Source organism: Prevotella multiformis, assembly GCF_018127985.1.
Taxonomy (GTDB): domain Bacteria; phylum Bacteroidota; class Bacteroidia; order Bacteroidales; family Bacteroidaceae; genus Prevotella; species Prevotella multiformis.
The window spans coordinates 345,370-361,049 of the sequence record NZ_CP072358.1 but is presented as its reverse complement, the minus strand read 5'-3'; the positions used below and the strand labels follow the sequence as shown (position 1 = coordinate 361,049).

Here is a 15,680-nt window from a genome sequence, read left to right as displayed (position 1 = left end):
CCTGCCTGTTATTTCACAAACTTCTTCCGGTTCTGAATGTAAATGCCGGGAGGAAGTACGGTACGGTCCGTACCGACAAATCTGCCGTCAAGCGTATAGATGCGGTTGTCTGTTCCCTGCTGCTCTGTCGTGATGTCGTCGATACCAGCGGCTGTCAGATCCTTGAGATACTCGAAGGTGATTGTGCCGTCCGTGTTTTCTGTGATGTGAAAGAGCGGTTTGTTCACTGTGCTGTGGTTCAGCCTGATGCTGCCGATCTGGCCCACATGGCTTGTTCCGGGGAACGGGTCTCCCGCATGGCTGGCATAGTATTTTTTCTGTTCCTCTTTGGAATGCACGCTGTAACTTGAAATCAGCTTCCCGTCGGCCGGGACGATTGTCATACCCGGTTTTCCCGGTGTATCATTGACGTGGTCAGTTAGATTGACCGCATCCGGTTCGTAGTTGACACGGTACACCAGCATTCCGTGTCCGAGAAGTTTGGAAGCCCACCCTTCTTTCTGAATGTTGTGAAGAATCAGATATTCTTTCTGATAGGTGGTCGGCACTTTCAGCGCATCGTCCTTGTGCAGGGTGATTTTCCGGGGAGTATCCTGAATGGTTGTGAGCGGTTTCCATCCCATGACATCTTTCTCCCAAGGGGTGTAGGGAGTCGGCGTGTAACCGTTGTCGGTGTACTCTCCGCCGTCCATCAGATCCCAGAGTTCCATGGTCTGGTCATCAATTTGTGCAGCATCATTGTAGGGATAGAAGTCGGGCAGTCCCATTGTATGCGAAAATTCATGGCAGAACAGTCCGATACCGTTTATGCGTTTGAAGGGAGCAGAGGGAAACTGATATTGTGGATTGTAGTTCAGCTCATTGCTTACCCCATAGCGGCGGACCGTTTTCCCTCCTATCTGGAAAGCGGTTGTCGTCCCCGATTTAGGCCATATAAAATCCGGGTTCTTGGGGGAGGCGTTCTGTCCGTACCCGGCATGAAGGACATAGACAAGGTCTACGTATCCGTCGTTGTTCCCGTCATAGTCGCTGAAATTGACGCTGCCTGCTACGGCCTGGCAGGCGTCTTTTATCAGTTCTCCGATACGGATGTCTTTGTCGACTTTCCCGTTATCATGTCCGTAGTAGCTGACGGCTTTGGGAAGAGTGACAGGCCCGACAACGACGAACTGCGGTGTGAACTGTCCGCCGCTCATGTCCTTGAAGTACTGTCTCACACTGCCATAGTTGCGTTTCTCGTTATTGCCGTAATCCGGCAGAGATCCTGCGCTGGCATCGTGGTTGAAATAATCATTGAAGCTCTTCACCGGGTCGGGAAGAGAGAACTTCACGTCGCTGAACTGCGCCAGGATGACCAGTACTTTCGGACTTCCGCTGTGCGGGAAGTAGGGTGGGGTGTGCTTGCCGACAGCTCGAGTCTTCGCCTCTTTGTCCAGTCGTCTTGATATGCTGCTGAAGAACGTGTCACGCATGGTGCTCTGTTTCCTGACAAGCTCCTTTTCTGCAGCCGAACGCTGGCTGTCGTTGTGCGCCAGCTGTCCGCTTGCTTTCAGCGTACCGTCTTTGCCGATCTCTGCGATATAAAAGTCCTTGCCGACCTGTGTCAGCAGTGTCCCGTCAGCGGTGGAAATCCAGCTGAAGTGCTCGTCGCCGTACTGGTAGACGGTGAGCTGTGTCCCGTCCGACTGTGTCACCGTGACAGGTATCGGGTTGGCTTTGGCTGCCCATGCCGTCAGTGTACACAGTGCCAGGCAGCACGAAATTAAAATTTTCTTCATCATCAGTTTTCGCTTCTTCGTTCTTTTATGATTGTAGTCTTACTTTCAATAAGATGTGGATGGATATAGTGATTGCAAATTTACAAAAACTTTCTGTGAATTTCCGCATTTATCATGAAGAATCGGGGGAAGTCTCCATCTTGTACCCCGTGGGGAGTCGCAAAAGAGAAAATCCAGCTGTAAAGCCGGACTTTCTGTCTGTAGTCGATAGGGGAATCGAACCCCTATGCCAAGATTGAGAATCTTGTATCCTAACCGTTAGATGAATCGACCCTGGTTAAAATATTTCTTATGAAGATGGGAGTAGTCGATAGGGGAATCGAACCCCTATGCCAAGATTGAGAATCTTGTATCCTAACCGTTAGATGAATCGACCATACACATTTGAGTTCTGACGAGATAAAGCGGAAGGAGGGGGATTCGAACCCCCGGTACGCGAAATGCGCACGGCAGTTTAGCAAACTGCTGGTTTCAGCCACTCACCCATCCTTCCAAAGAGGGTTTCAACCGAATTACCACGCATCATCTCAAATGCGAGTGCAAAGGTAGTATTTTATTTTTATTCCTCAAAATTTTCTACTGCCTTTTTCTCGACCCTCCCGAAAAAAGGTCTCTTCCTTTGGTGGTGCGGCAATGCTGCGCCGGCTGTGTACGAAGGTATGTTGCCTTGTGGAAATGCCGCGACGTACTGAGGATGTGCAGACGGCTGTGCTGACGGAGGCGACGGCAGGGGGAGGAGATGACAGGAGACCGTATCAGAATCCGGCCTCTTCCATGCCCTTTCCGATACGGTCTCCCCGCAGTATGCCGGTCTCCTGCTGCACGGCAGAAAACCCTTCATTCTGTCCGTCGCGCTATTTCTTCATCCCCTTGTAGGCCTGGTTCATGCCTTTGACGACTTCTCCAGTGATGTCGTATGCAGGGTCGGCATAGAGGATGTTGTCGCCGCTCTTGGCAAGGATGATGGCATATTTCTTGTCCTTGTTATACGCTTTCAGGTAGTTGTGCACGCTGTCAGACAGAGCCTTGTTGTACTTGGCCACCTCGTTCTGGTATTCCGCGCCCAACCGCTGCTGCAGTGCGTCAGCGTCCTGCGCCTGTTTCTGTATGCTTGCCTGGATCTGCTGTGCCTGTGCCTGTGTGTATTTGTTGGCCTGTACGTTCTGCTGGAAGTTGGCGGCGGCGGCCTGGATCGTCTTCTGCTTGCCGGCGAGAGTGCGCTGTATGTTGGCTTCCTTGGCCTTGATGATCTTCGTGACATCCTTCCAGTAGGTGTACTGGCTCATGATGGAGTCAATCTCGACATAAGCGATCTTCTGCCCGCCTGCTGCCGGGGCGCTTGTCGCCGTCTCGTTCTTTCCGGCTGTCGTATCGTTCTTCTGCGGCTGGTTGTTGCATGCAATAAAGGCGAATGCTGCCAGGGCGAGCACGGCCATATTGCTCCATGATTTCTTCATTTCTGTATGTTTTTTGATTAATTGTTTCCGGTCTGTTCAATACGCTCTGTTTTCCCTGCGTGCCTCCTTGTCCTGGTCGATGACACAGTGGATGCCCTTCGATTTCAGATAGGCGCTGTCCGAGATGTGCTGCGACTGGAACTCTCCGTCTTTCCTGAACAGCACACGTACACCAAGGAGCAGCATGGCAATAGCAATTATTAACAGTGTGTACAATAAAGTTACAAACATTTTTCTCTATCTTTGCATTGATATTGACCGCAAAGGTAATATAAAACAGCAAGATTACAAAATAAAATATTATTAAAAATGGCAAACGTAGAATTAAAACCCGCCCGTGTCTTCGAGCAGTTCGCGAAAATCAATCAGATACCCCGTCCCTCCAAGCATGAAGAGCAGATGATCGCTTATTTACAGAAGTTTGCAGAGGAGAGAGGGCTTGCCGTGAAGGTCGACAAGACCGGCAACGTGCTTATCTCGAAACCGGCGACGAAGGGCATGGAGAAGGTGCCGACGGTCGTGCTCCAGAGCCACATGGACATGGTCTGCGACAAGCTGGTCGATGTCGACTTCGACTTCCACAAGGATGCCATCCAGACCTATGTCGACGGCGAATGGCTTCATGCCAAGGGTACTACGCTCGGTGCTGACGACGGTATCGGCGTGGCCTATGAGCTGGCGCTCCTCGACTCGGACGACATTGAGCACGGCCCCATCGAGTGTCTTTTCACACGTGACGAGGAGACGGGGCTGACCGGTGCGTTCGGTCTGGAGGCAGGCTTCATGACCGGGAAGTACCTGATCAATCTCGACTCGGAAGACGAGGGGCAGATTTTCGTCAGCTGTGCCGGCGGCAACAGCACGACGGCGACATTCCGGTTCGACCGCGAACAGGCTCCGGAAGGCTGTTTCTTCATGGAGGCAAGACTGAAGGGCCTTGTAGGCGGACACTCCGGCGACGACATCAACAAGAAGCGCGCCAATGCCATCAAGCTCCTGGCCCGTTTCCTCTATGCCGAGCAGGCGAAGATGGACCTGCGGCTGAGCCGTTGGAACTCGGGAAAGATGCACAATGCGATTCCCCGTGACGGGAAGGTGCTCTTCGCCGTACCGTCCGACAGAAAGGAGGAGGTCAAGGCCGACTGGAACATCTTCAGTGCAGCCGTTGAGGATGAGTTCCACGTGACCGACACGGCGATGGTCTGGCATCTTGAGAGTGCCGCTGCCGCACCTGTCCTGCCGAAGCAGGTCTCTCACAACGTCATCCTTGCCCTGCAGGCTGTCGACAACGGACCGCTGGTGAACTGCCAGGACGAGGCCTTGGCTTACATGGTGGAGACCTCGAGCAATGTCGCCAGCGTACAGACGGAAGAGCACACGCTGACGGTCGTCTCTTCCCAGCGTTCGAACGTGATGAGCAACCTGACGAACATGACCCATACTGTCCGTGCCTGCTTCGAGCTGGCCGGAGCGGAGGTCGTCGTCGACGACAGTTATCCGGCGTGGAAGATGAACCCGAAGTCGGAACTGGTCAATGTCGCCGTCGAGCAGTACCGGAAGCTCTTCGGGAAAGAGCCGCAGGTGTTGGGCATCCATGCCGGACTCGAGTGCGGTCTCTTCTCCGAGAAGTACCCCGACCTGGACATGATCAGCTTCGGTCCGACCCTCCGGTATGTCCACACTCCCGACGAGTGTCTCCTCATTCCGACCGTGCAGATGGTATGGGATCATCTGCTCGCCGTCCTGAAGAATATTGATTGAGGGAGAGGCGTCTGCCCGCCTGTTGCAGCAGAAGTCTGACCCGGTCAGATACTCCGCCATATCCCGCATCATCCGTCAAGGAGCGGGGATGGCGGATTTTCCGTGCATCACGGATGCCTCTTACGGGACGGCTTTCCGGCTCTATGCGTAAACGGGGAAGGCGACCGGACGGCCTCCTGACGGTACGGAGACTTCAAACGGTGTGGCGGAAGTTTCTTGAATTCGTTTTTTTAGTGTACTTTTGCAGTGCCGGTGGCTGTCCGAAGCCGGATGAGGGGCGGAGGCGTCTTACGGCGCGCGGTAGCCTGCGGTTGTACACCTTATTATATAAAAAAGATGGATGAACAGATACACGAGAAACTGAAGGAGATAAAGCAGTCTTTCCGCCTGCTGATGAATGGCGTCGCTTCGCAATCCATGCGGCAGAAGGGCGTTTCATACAAGATCAACTGGGGTGTCCCCCTTCCGGAACTGCAGAAGATGGCGGCTGAATACGGAAAGGACTACGGACTTGCGGTGGAACTGTGGAAGGAAGACATACGCGAATGTCAGGTGCTTGCGACGCTGATCATGCCGGCGGAGAAGATGGATGCCGAACTTGTGGATGTATGGATGGAGCGGCTCCGGACACAGGAGATGGCCGAGCTGCTGGCATTCAATCTGCTGCAGTATCTTGACTTCGCCCCTTCGCTGGCCTACCGGTGGATCGCCTCGGCAAGTGCGATCCGCCAGCTCTGCGGCTACCAGCTGCTCGCCCGCCTGTTCGCCCGCAAGCTGGAACCGAACGAACGGGGCGTCAACGAGTTCCTCGACCAGGCCCGTACGACGCTGGAAGGCAAGGATCTTCCCTTGAAGCATGCGGCATATAATTGCGTGCTGAGCTTCTGCGGTCTGGGAGCCGACTATGAAGCCGTCGCCCGGAAGGCGCTCGCCGGGATGGACCTCTTGTAGGCCGTCCCTTTCCGCCGCCGGCACATCGGGGGACAGGCTTCCGGACAGGAGGCTCTTGCAAAGGGAAAGCCGGTGCATCTCTGCGATGTACCGGCTTTTCTCCTATCTGTCGGCTGCCGTCTGTTCCCGGCAGCGTGTCGTTGGTGGTTCTGGTCTTCTGTCTTGCAGTTACTCTCCGAGATTGATCTTCTTTGAGACGATCAGTGCTTCAGCGAATACGGCTGCGACGATTGTGATGATACCGAATGTCAGCATAATGTTATCCTTTCTTCTTCTGTGCAGAACCCCTTTGGCCTGCGGTTATTACTTGAACTGTTTGAAAAACTCGCTGCAAAGGTACTGCTGTCTGGGGGAACTGCCAAGGCGGCGAGCCCCTTTCTGCCGTGATACGGCTGTATATTTGATGTAGGTCAAACCTGTTGACGATAATCAAAAAGTCGTCCTACTACGGGAAAAAGGTGATGCCGGAGCCGGTCTTTCCGATGGGAAGCAAGTATCTTTGCAGCCGGTTTTGAATTAAAGACAACAACATCATTATGGAAAGACTGATTGCAATGAACCAGGTGTTCGACAGCAGCGTTGATGCTCGCTTCCTCGAGATTCAGAATGCACGCCGTGAGGCTCTGGCCCGCAAAGCCAAGAAGCACTGAGAGAACACCGATTCCACAGGGCGGCCTGCCACCCTCGGGAAATCGTATCAGAAACAGAAAACAACAGGATTGTCATTATCCAAAAGAAGACCCAGCCGGACAGATCCGGCTGGGTCTTCTTTTGAGTGACCGTTCTGCGGTACCGGTGCGGCACCGGAAGGAGGCGGCAGCTGTGTCCGCCGCCTTGTCTCTGTCCGCCGTGCCGTCCCTCCCGCTTGGGGCTGCCTGCAACAGGCGCGCCGGTCAGAAGTCGTCGTCATCCCCTACCTCGGCAGCCTGCATCTCCAGGTCTTCCGGGTTGGTGTCGAAGGTCGTCCGGTAGCTTTCTTCCGTGAGTTTATCCTCGTCGAATCCGTCCTCGTCGTCCTCTTCATTGTCTTTGGGGTCGTCTTCCGGCAGCTCTTCCTCGTCGTCCTCCGGGTCGTCAGCCCTTTCCACTTCCTTCGTCGCCTCTTCGAGGGCGGAGAACCTGGCGTGTGCGTGCTCTTCCACAGGCTTCTCTTTGGCGAAGATAGCCTCTGTCCATGATCCTTTTGAAATCTCAAGCACCTCGAATCCGTCGGCCAGCTTCTTGTCGTAGAGGCCTCCCGGCTTCTTCAGCCGTGCGGTCGGGAGGGTGGTCGTACTGATGTCGAATCCGCTCTGGATAATGTCCTGTATGCTCTGGGGGAGGCTTTCCCATCCTCCGCCGAAGTTGCGTTCGAGCACCTCGATCAGCTTCCGTGCGGAAACATGGTGTATGTTCTCCCAGGTCAGATCCGTGACACGCTGGATAGGCTTCTTCTTCAAAGCCCATTTGACGGTCGTGTTTTCATCAAGCCTGACCTGTCCCACCTGACATCCACGGGCCTCGTATTTCCGGATGACCTCCGGCTGGTCGATCTTTACTTCCTCTATGGTGAAGGCACTCTTGATGACATCGATGTAGTGTCGCTCGTTATCCCTCAGATCTGCGTCTCGCTCAGCCTGTGCCCAGAGGCGGAAGACATCGTTCTCCTGAATGTCCCAGACGTTACTTTTCGTAAGATTCTTTAACGTTAATGCTTGTCCTTGTCGCTTCATATATCTGTTACTCGTTCAAATTGCTTTTGGGTATGGCTGTGTGCAAGGCTGTACACTCAGACTTGCTGCAAAAGTATATACTAAAACGTAAATCTCCAAACTTTTCGGTCTAAAAGTTTAATGCACATTACAAAACTTTGCCGGAATCGTGCCTGCCGTGTCGAATGTGGCCGTGAACCGGCAGGAGTCTGCCGGCTGCGTGCCGGAGACAGCCGCCTGTCGGAGAGGGGCAGGCGGACGGTACCGTGCGTTGCATGTCCTGAAATTTTACTCATCCCCAAAGAGGAGGCATCCCGGTGGATGTCTTTCTTTTCTTTCCGGGAATGACGGTTCAGGAAAGACAGGACGGTCTTCTCTCCGGTTCTGTAAGTCTTTGTCAGTCAGCTGTATATAAGCGCATTTCTAAAAGGTGCCTGATAGCGTTGCAAACGGGCGTTAACGGACGTGGAAGTAAGCACTGGTTGGGACGTAATCGGGCGTTGGTTGGAATGTTGTCGGTGGCAGTCTGCAATGCAGGCGGACATACCGCCGTCTTTCCGTAAGGACAGGGGCAGGGAAGAAAGGGCGTTCCCGGACAAAGAATGTAAAGTATCTTCCGAAAATCCCTGTGGGTAGATCGGGACTATACAGGCTGCCGGCTCCGGCTCGGGACAGCATGCCTGTCTCCTTCTTTCTGCTGATGCGGTCTTGCCGGGTCCTTGCCGGAGAAACGGGGAGTCTGCCTGAAGGTGTGTGCTCCTGTCAGCCTGTTTTAGGCCGGCAGGCAGAAAAGCCCTTTCCGTCCCAGTGCATGGGAAAGGGAAGCGGATGTGTTTCCTTTGGGCACAGAACCTTCGGAGGACACGGCCGGCCTTATGCCCTGTCCGCCCTGTCCTGCCGGTGGCAGACTTTCTCCTGATGGATCGTGGCACGAAGTTTGTTATAGGTAACGAGAAAATAGAAACTATAAAATACATTGCTATGCAGAAAGGAAATATCGGGGTTACGACAGAAAACATCTTCCCCGTCATCAAAAAGTTTTTGTATTCAGACCATGACATCTTCCTGCGCGAGATGGTTTCAAATGCCGTCGATGCTACGCAGAAGCTGAAGACCCTCGCTGCAACCGGCGACTTCAAAGGTGATCTGGGCGACCTGAGCGTCCGTATCCGGTTGGACGAGAAGGCCGGTACGCTGACCATCAGCGACCGCGGCATCGGCATGACCGAGGAAGAGATCGAGAAGTACATCAACCAGATAGCCTTCTCCGGAGTCAATGACTTCCTGGAGAAGTACCAGGACAAGGCGGAGGCGATCATCGGTCATTTCGGCCTCGGCTTCTATTCTGCCTTCATGGTTTCAAAGAAAGTCGAAATCATCACGAAGAGCTATAAGGAGGGCAGCAAGGCCGTGAAATGGAGCTGTGACGGCAGTCCGGAATATTCCATAGAGGACGTTGAAAAGGCCGGCCGGGGCAGCGACATCGTGCTTTACATTGATGATGACTGCAAGGAGTTCCTGCAGAAGTCCAAGATCGAAGCGCTGCTGAACAAGTACTGCAAGTTCATGGCTGTGCCCGTGGTCTTCGGAAAGAAGACTGAATGGAAGGACGGCAAGAACGTCGAGACAGAGGAGGACAACGTCATCAACAGCGTGGAGCCGCTGTGGGTGAAGGCCCCGTCCTCCCTGAAGGATGAAGACTACAAGAACTTCTATCACACGCTCTTCCCGATGAACGACGAGCCGCTGTTCTGGATCCATCTGAACGTGGATTATCCCTTCAACCTCACGGGTATCCTTTACTTCCCGCGCGTGAAGAACAACATCGAGCTCCAGCGCAACAAGATACAGCTGTATTGCAATCAGGTGTTCGTGACCGATCAGGTGGAGGGCATCGTGCCCGAGTTCCTGACCCTGCTGCATGGCGTCATCGATTCTCCCGACATTCCGCTGAACGTGAGCCGCAGTTACCTGCAGAGTGATGCCAATGTGAAGAAGATCGCCACCTACATCACGAAGAAGGTTGCCGATCGGCTGCAGAGCATTTTCAAGGAAAACCGTAAGGAATATGAGGCGAAGTGGGATGATCTGAAGCTTTTCATCCATTACGGGATGCTGTCGCAGCCCGACTTCTATGACCGTGCCAAGGATTTCGCACTCGTCAAGGATACGGAAGGGAAGTATTTCACCTACGAGGAGTACAGGACGCTCGTCAAGGACAACCAGACCGACAAGGAGGGAGTCCTGGTGAATCTGTATACGACCGACAAGGAGGAGCAGTACAGTTATATCGAGGCTGCCAGACAGAAGGGTTACAGTGTCATTGATGCAGGCGGACAGCTGGATGTGCCGACACTGTCGATGCTCGAGCAGAAGCAGGACAAGACACGTTATGTGCGCGTGGACGCTGATGTCCTTGACCGTATCATACAGAAAGAGGATGCGCCGGAGACCCATCTGTCAGCCGGTGAGACTGCCAATCTGTCAGAGGCTTTCCGCTCGCAGATCCCATCCATTGCCAAGGCGGAGTTCATGGTGGATGTCCAGTCGCTCGGAGAAGACTTCCAGCCGGTTCTCATCACACAGAACGAGTATATGCGCCGCATGAAGGAAATGAGCCACTTCCAGCAGGGCATGGGGTTCTATGCCCAGATGCCCGACTCCTATAACCTCGTATTGAATGCCGACCATCCTCTGGTCAAGAAGGTGCTCGGCGAGATAACGGCGAATACGGCGGAGGAGCTGAAGCCTGTCGCAAGCGAACTGAAAGGACAGGAGGCACGTCTGGCCGCCCTGCACCAGTCGCAGGACAAGAAGAAGTCCGAAGAGCTGACGCAGGAGGAGAAAGACGATATGCAGAAAACACAGAAGGCTGTCTCCGACCTCAAAGACAAGGAGAAGGCCATTGTGGCTGCATACGCCAAGGACAACGAGGTGGTACACCAGCTCATCGATCTGGCATTGCTGCAGAACGGGATGCTGCAGGGGGCAGCACTGGACAAGTTCCTCAAGCGTTCGGTAAGTCTGATCAAGTAAACGGCCCCTTCCGGCCTGCAGGACGATTCTGCAAGTCAGGATAAAAAGGAGAGAGCCGCAGCGACAGCCAGTATCTGGCAGTCCTGCGGCTCTCTTTGTTTCCGCACCGGCCTGTACCCGTCCGGAAGGGATCCGGCAGTCCGGTGAACCTGTCCGTCTGGCTTCATGGAATGAGACCTCTGCAAGCCCCATCCGCCCGGAGGAGCCGGTGGCGGCCGGCAAGCAGGGCGCACAGCCTGAAGCCTCCCTGCAGGGTGCTTTGGAAGGGCATGCGCTGGTTGTGTCTTCCGGCTGGTGTCCCAATATAATAAGGTGAAGATGCTGCTTCCGGCCCGGCTGTATGGGCGGCTTTCCTGCACGCGATGAGAAAAGAACCGTATCCGGTATGGCGGCTTCCGTGCCGTGTCTGGTGCAGAACGCCGTCTGTCGCCTATTCTGTCTCGATCGTTTCCACCCGTGGCTTGGAGGCAGCGGGGGCGACGGTCTGCTGCTCGCTGGAAGAGGCAGACGGCGTCTCAGGTGACCCGGCCGGTTCGTCGGAAGCGGCGGCGGGCGTGTCGTGCGGCCGGCTCCTGTGCCGTCCGTGACTGCGGCCGCGGATGCTGTTGAAAACTTTTTCCGCCTGTTCCTGCTCCTGGCTGTCTGCCGAGTCTTTCGCTGTCGTGTCCCTGGCTATCGTGTCGAACTTCGCCTTGTTGTTCTCGGCCAGGTTCGAGTCAGGTTCTATGGCGGTCTGGGTGTATTCCGGGTCGTTCTTATGCTGGGCGTAATAGTAGAAGCCGAAGGCGACCAGGAAGATCGTGCCGATGATGATGAAGACCACCAGCCCGCGGCTCAGCGTGGGGTCGTCGTCCTTGTCGTCGTGATGCAGTGGTGCGCCGCAGCGGGGGCAGTTCTTCTCCTGCTCGTTTACCTCATGGTTGCATTCCGGGCATTTCATATCTTCTTTCTTTTTTTCTTTGTTTTCTATCGGCAAAGGTAAAAGAAAAGGCAGAGATGGCAAAACGATTTCGCTTTTTCTTCGTTTCTTCTTTCTTTTTTGTACCTTTGCAGGAACGAATCTGCATGCGGCACGACGGGGACAGACCTTGCTTTGTCTCTGCCGGTTCTGCTTTTGCAGAGGCCTCCGGACGAGGAGGCAGACATAATCCATAAACAGAAATGAAGCATTTTTTACTGGCTCTCGTCTTTTTCCCGTTCGCATTGACGGCGTATGCACAGCAGCCGATAGACGGCATTCAGTTCCGGACCGACCGTCGGGGAGCGATGGAAGAGTTCACCCGCCGCTTCGGGCAGCCTGTCTCGGAGACGGTCGGGAAGGTCGTGTTCAGCAACGTGGTCTTCAACGGAGAGCAGTTCACCGAGGCCAATGTGTTCTTTGACGACAGCGGACGGCTGCAGCTTGTCCGGCTGAAGAATGTCTGTGCGACCCATACGCAGGCGGTAGAGCGGATGGGAGTCCTGTGGAAGAAGTACGGAGAGACTTACCTGACGACGGAGGGCATGAATCCGGAAGACGGACGGTTTGTCGTCGGCTACGACAAGGACGGTGTACGTCTCTTCACCATCGCCACCTTCCGGAATCGCTGTGATCTGTCGTTCGGACCGTTCTAATTACTGTATAGTCATGAGAAAATCTTTGATACTGCTCCTTTTCCTTGCCGGCTGGCTGGGGGTTTCTGCCCAGAGCCTGCGGGATGTGTGGATAGAGATGCCCGACAGCCTTGTCCCTTATCTGAACAGAAACCAGCGTACGGAGCTGGCCGATTACGTGGGTATGAAGGCGGAGCCGGCCGTCAGGGATGCCCTGGGCGACACGGTGCGGATAGAACGCATGACGGACAGCTATCTCTCGGTGAGACTCAGCGGGAGCAGCCGGATGGAGATCAGACTGCTGGACCCGTCGACACTGGTGCTCGTGCAGACGTGGGAGGGGCCGGCGGCAGAAAGCCGGATCGGTCTGTTCAGTCGGCTCTGGCAGCGGAAGCCGGTTGTCGTTGTCTGCAAGGACGTGGCGGAACGGCCGGAGACGATGAGCGAGGAAGAGTTTGCAGAACTGAAACCGCTGATGACACCCCGCCTGAGAGCCTACCGTCTGTCGGCTGACAGCAACTCGCTCTCGGTAAGCTGGAGCTATCCCTTGCTCTCGGCGAAGGAGGCGGAGCGTGTGTCCGTCCTGCTGAAGCCCCGGGTGCTTACCTGGAACGGTACGGAGTTCCGATAGGAAAAACAGACCGCACATTTGGTCAGTTCTGATAAAATCACTACTTTTGCGGTCATAAATCAATTACTGAAAACATGAATTTGAAGGTACGTTTGGCACTGATGAACTTCCTGGAGTTCGCGGTGTGGGGAGCTTATCTGACCTCTATGGGTCGTTATCTTGGGAATATCGGGATTGGCCCGGAGATCGGCTGGTTTTATTCCATGCAGGGAATAGTGTCTATTTTCATGCCGGCGCTGATGGGCATCGTGGCCGACCGCTGGGTGCCTGCCCAGCGGCTGTTGGGCTTCTGCCATCTGCTTGCAGGACTGTTCATGTTTGCCACGGCAGGCTACGGTCTGGGTGCGGGCGGTCATGCGGAGTTCTCCATTATCTTCACGCTTTATTCGCTGTCGGTAGCATTCTACATGCCGACACTGGCACTAACCAACTCCGTGGCATACAGCGCACTGACTCGGGCGGGCATGGACACGGTGAAGGACTTTCCGCCGATCCGTGTGTTCGGGACGATCGGATTCATCCTTACCATGTGGCTGGTCGACCTCCTGGGCTTCCAGAGCAACCAGAACCAGTTTGTCACTTCCGGGGCGGTGAGCATCATTCTGTTCCTCTATACCTTTACGCTGCCGAAGTGCGAAGTCAGTAAGGGGACGGACAAGAAGAGCTTCGTCGATGCCTTCGGCCTGCGTGCCTTCACACTGTTCAGGCAGAAGAAGATGGCCATCTTCTTTATCTTCTCCATGCTGCTGGGCGTGAGCCTTCAGATTACCAACAGCTTTGCCAATCCGTTCCTGTTCAGCTTCGGCGCACAGCAGGAGTTCGCACAGGCCTTCGGCGTGCAGCATGCCAATATCCTGATCAGTCTTTCACAGATCAGCGAGACCTGCTGTATTCTGCTGATACCTTTCTTCATGCGGCATTACGGCATCAAGAATGTCATGCTGATAGCCATGTTCGCATGGGTGCTGCGCTTCGGACTGTTCGGGGTGGGCAATCCGGGCTTCCCCGGAGTACTGCTCTTCGTGCTGTCGATGATAGTCTACGGCGTTGCCTTCGACTTCTTCAACATATCGGGCTCGCTGTTCGTGGACAACAGTACGGAACCGGCGCTCCGCTCGTCGGCGCAGGGGCTGTTCATGCTGATGACGAATGGAGTAGGGGCGACGATAGGGACGCTGGCGGCGCAGGCCGTCATCAATGTCTATACCCATCCGCAGCAGGTGGGAACGGACACGCTGACGGTCGGCGACTGGCAGTCCTGCTGGTTCATCTTCGCAGGTTATGCCTTTGTCGTGGGTGTCAGCTTCGCTTTGATCTTCCGTCCCAGGAAAGCGTAGGGGGCGGCTGAGGATGTGTATTGTATAAGGTGTAAGAGAACAATTCATAATGAGCAAAGTCCAGTTGGTATATACGGGAATATCCCAGATCGTGGGAGGACCGGAGCTGGGGCTTCTTATCCTGTCAGATCTTTCGCATACAAGGCAGGTCGCCATTGTATGCGACGGGCGCATGGAGTATGAACTTGGACTTCGGACGGGGGATGCAGCCGTCACGGAACGGCTGCTGCCGGAAGTGCTGTGCAGTGTGAATCCCCGGATGACCGGTGTCCATTATGAGATTCTCTTCAATTCGATCATCGACGGCCAGTACAAGGCGCTCCTGGTCGACAAGGACGATCTGAGTCTTACACCGGTCCGTGCCTCTGATGCCGTACTGCTGGCACAGGTGGCGAAGCTGGACATCTTCATGGAGGAGCATCTCTTCAACCGGCAGAGCGTGGGCAACCATGCCGACAGGAACAAGATAGCCCTGCCGGTCAACGCGCTGAGCGTAGAGATGCTGCGTCAGGCGCTGGACAAGGCGATAGAAGACGAGAACTACGAACTGGCTTCCATGCTCCGGGATGAGTTGAAGCACAGGAAAAAGGAGGGATAATGTGTGCGGGATGCCCTCTTGAGGCCGCTCCCGTCAGAGACCAACAATGAAAGAAGCGAGATATTTTTATGTGCCTGATGCGGCTGCGGTGAACGAGCTGCCGGCCGAGGAAGCCGTCCATGCGCTGCGTGTCCTGCGGCTGAAGGAAGGGGACGAGCTGTTCCTGATGGACGGTGAAGGATGCTTCTATCGGGCGGAGGTGGCACTGGCGACGACAAAGAAATGTATCTATGTCATCCGGCAGACCTTGCGGCAGACACGCGCCTGGAGAGGACGGATCCATCTTGCCATAGCCCCTACGAAAGACATGGGGCGCATGGAGTGGATGGCAGAGAAGGCCACGGAAGTGGGGTTTGACGTGCTCAGCTTCCTGGACTGCAAGTTCTCCGAACGCAAGACCTTGCGGACAGACCGTATCGAGAAAATCGTCATTTCGGCTGTAAAGCAGAGTCGGAAAGGGTGGAAGCCGGCGGTCAACCCGATGATGTCCTTCCGGTCGTTCATCGAGCACTGTCCTGATAACGGACGGAAATATATCTGTCATTGTTATCCGGAGATTCCTCGTGCAGACTTCTTCTCCGCCATCAGCTGCGTCTTCCCGGCGGTACGGTCTTCACAGGACCGGAGGCAGACAGATGCGGATACCCCCTCTCCGGCAGAGGATCTTACCGTACTGATAGGGCCTGAGGGGGACTTCTCTATCGACGAGATCCGCCTTGCCATGGCGCATGGCTTTGAGAGTGTCACGCTGGGGAACAGCCGTCTGCGCACGGAGACGGCAGGGCTGAGTGCCGTGATGATGTCGCAGCTTGCACGAAGGGTGTAGGCTGCTTTTTTTGATGGAAGG

The 15,680-nt window shown here is 54.8% G+C and carries 13 protein-coding genes and 3 tRNA genes; 8 read left to right on the top strand and 8 right to left on the bottom strand.

The genetic code is table 11. From position 1 onward, the window contains the following. Nucleotides 1-8 precede the first annotated feature (8 nt). The 6 genes from J4864_RS07850 to J4864_RS07825 all read right to left on the bottom strand — a co-directional run bounded on the left by J4864_RS07850 (nt 9) and on the right by J4864_RS07825 (nt 3,466). Nucleotides 9-1,781 carry a M6 family metalloprotease domain-containing protein gene (locus J4864_RS07850; RefSeq protein WP_211815208.1) on the bottom strand — a complete coding sequence of 591 codons (1,773 nt, stop codon included), beginning with the start codon at nt 1,779-1,781 and terminating at the stop codon, nt 9-11. 198 nt (nt 1,782-1,979) lie between these two features. Then, nucleotides 1,980-2,051: transfer RNA gene (locus tag J4864_RS07845), tRNA-Glu, on the bottom strand. 31 nt (nt 2,052-2,082) lie between these two features. Further along, nucleotides 2,083-2,154, bottom strand: a tRNA-Glu gene (locus J4864_RS07840). Nucleotides 2,155-2,183: 29 nt separating this feature from the next. Continuing rightward, nucleotides 2,184-2,271 (bottom strand) — tRNA-Ser (locus J4864_RS07835). 361 nt (nt 2,272-2,632) lie between these two features. Next, nucleotides 2,633-3,235, bottom strand: a complete 603-nt coding sequence (locus J4864_RS07830; protein WP_007366672.1) for an OmpH/Skp family outer membrane protein — start codon at nt 3,233-3,235, stop codon at nt 2,633-2,635. A 36-nt stretch (nt 3,236-3,271) separates the two neighbouring features. After that, nucleotides 3,272-3,466: a hypothetical protein gene (locus J4864_RS07825; RefSeq protein WP_007366671.1), complete on the bottom strand. Its 195-nt coding sequence runs from the start codon at nt 3,464-3,466 to the stop codon at nt 3,272-3,274. Nucleotides 3,467-3,544: 78 nt separating this feature from the next. On the opposite strand from J4864_RS07825, the gene J4864_RS07820 reads away from it, so the two are divergent. Then, the gene (locus J4864_RS07820; RefSeq protein WP_211815207.1) at nt 3,545-4,996 is read left to right on the top strand and encodes an aminoacyl-histidine dipeptidase; all 1,452 of its coding nucleotides are present in this window, start codon (nt 3,545-3,547) and stop codon (nt 4,994-4,996) included. Between the two features lie 336 nt (nt 4,997-5,332). Further along, entirely contained in the window at nt 5,333-5,947 is a 615-nt protein-coding gene (locus tag J4864_RS07815; RefSeq protein ID WP_211815206.1) for a DNA alkylation repair protein, read from the top strand. Nucleotides 5,948-6,840: 893 nt separating this feature from the next. Here the strand turns inward: J4864_RS07815 and J4864_RS07810 are convergent. Further along, nucleotides 6,841-7,659 (bottom strand): hypothetical protein, encoded by an 819-nt coding sequence (locus tag J4864_RS07810; RefSeq protein ID WP_211815205.1) that lies wholly within the window; start codon nt 7,657-7,659, stop codon nt 6,841-6,843. Nucleotides 7,660-8,619: 960 nt separating this feature from the next. Between J4864_RS07810 and htpG the strand changes: the two genes are divergently transcribed. Then, entirely contained in the window at nt 8,620-10,674 is a 2,055-nt protein-coding gene (gene htpG / locus J4864_RS07805; RefSeq protein ID WP_211815204.1) for a molecular chaperone HtpG, read from the top strand. A 430-nt stretch (nt 10,675-11,104) separates the two neighbouring features. On the opposite strand, the gene J4864_RS07800 is transcribed toward htpG, so the two are convergent. Continuing rightward, the gene (locus J4864_RS07800) at nt 11,105-11,614 is read right to left on the bottom strand and encodes a hypothetical protein (RefSeq protein WP_040554338.1); all 510 of its coding nucleotides are present in this window, start codon (nt 11,612-11,614) and stop codon (nt 11,105-11,107) included. Nucleotides 11,615-11,835: 221 nt separating this feature from the next. Between J4864_RS07800 and J4864_RS07795 the strand changes: the two genes are divergently transcribed. The 5 genes from J4864_RS07795 (at nt 11,836) to J4864_RS07775 (ending at nt 15,659) form a co-directional block, all read left to right on the top strand. Continuing rightward, nucleotides 11,836-12,288, top strand: a complete 453-nt coding sequence (locus J4864_RS07795) for a hypothetical protein (protein WP_007366664.1) — start codon at nt 11,836-11,838, stop codon at nt 12,286-12,288. A 13-nt stretch (nt 12,289-12,301) separates the two neighbouring features. Next, nucleotides 12,302-12,898: a DUF3256 family protein gene (locus J4864_RS07790; protein WP_211815203.1), complete on the top strand. Its 597-nt coding sequence runs from the start codon at nt 12,302-12,304 to the stop codon at nt 12,896-12,898. 74 nt (nt 12,899-12,972) lie between these two features. Continuing rightward, entirely contained in the window at nt 12,973-14,235 is a 1,263-nt protein-coding gene (locus J4864_RS07785) for an MFS transporter (protein WP_007366662.1), read from the top strand. Nucleotides 14,236-14,284: 49 nt separating this feature from the next. Next, nucleotides 14,285-14,833, top strand: a complete 549-nt coding sequence (locus tag J4864_RS07780) for a bifunctional nuclease family protein (protein ID WP_007366661.1) — start codon at nt 14,285-14,287, stop codon at nt 14,831-14,833. A 46-nt stretch (nt 14,834-14,879) separates the two neighbouring features. Then, the gene (locus J4864_RS07775; RefSeq protein ID WP_211815202.1) at nt 14,880-15,659 is read left to right on the top strand and encodes an RsmE family RNA methyltransferase; all 780 of its coding nucleotides are present in this window, start codon (nt 14,880-14,882) and stop codon (nt 15,657-15,659) included. Nucleotides 15,660-15,680 lie beyond the last annotated feature (21 nt).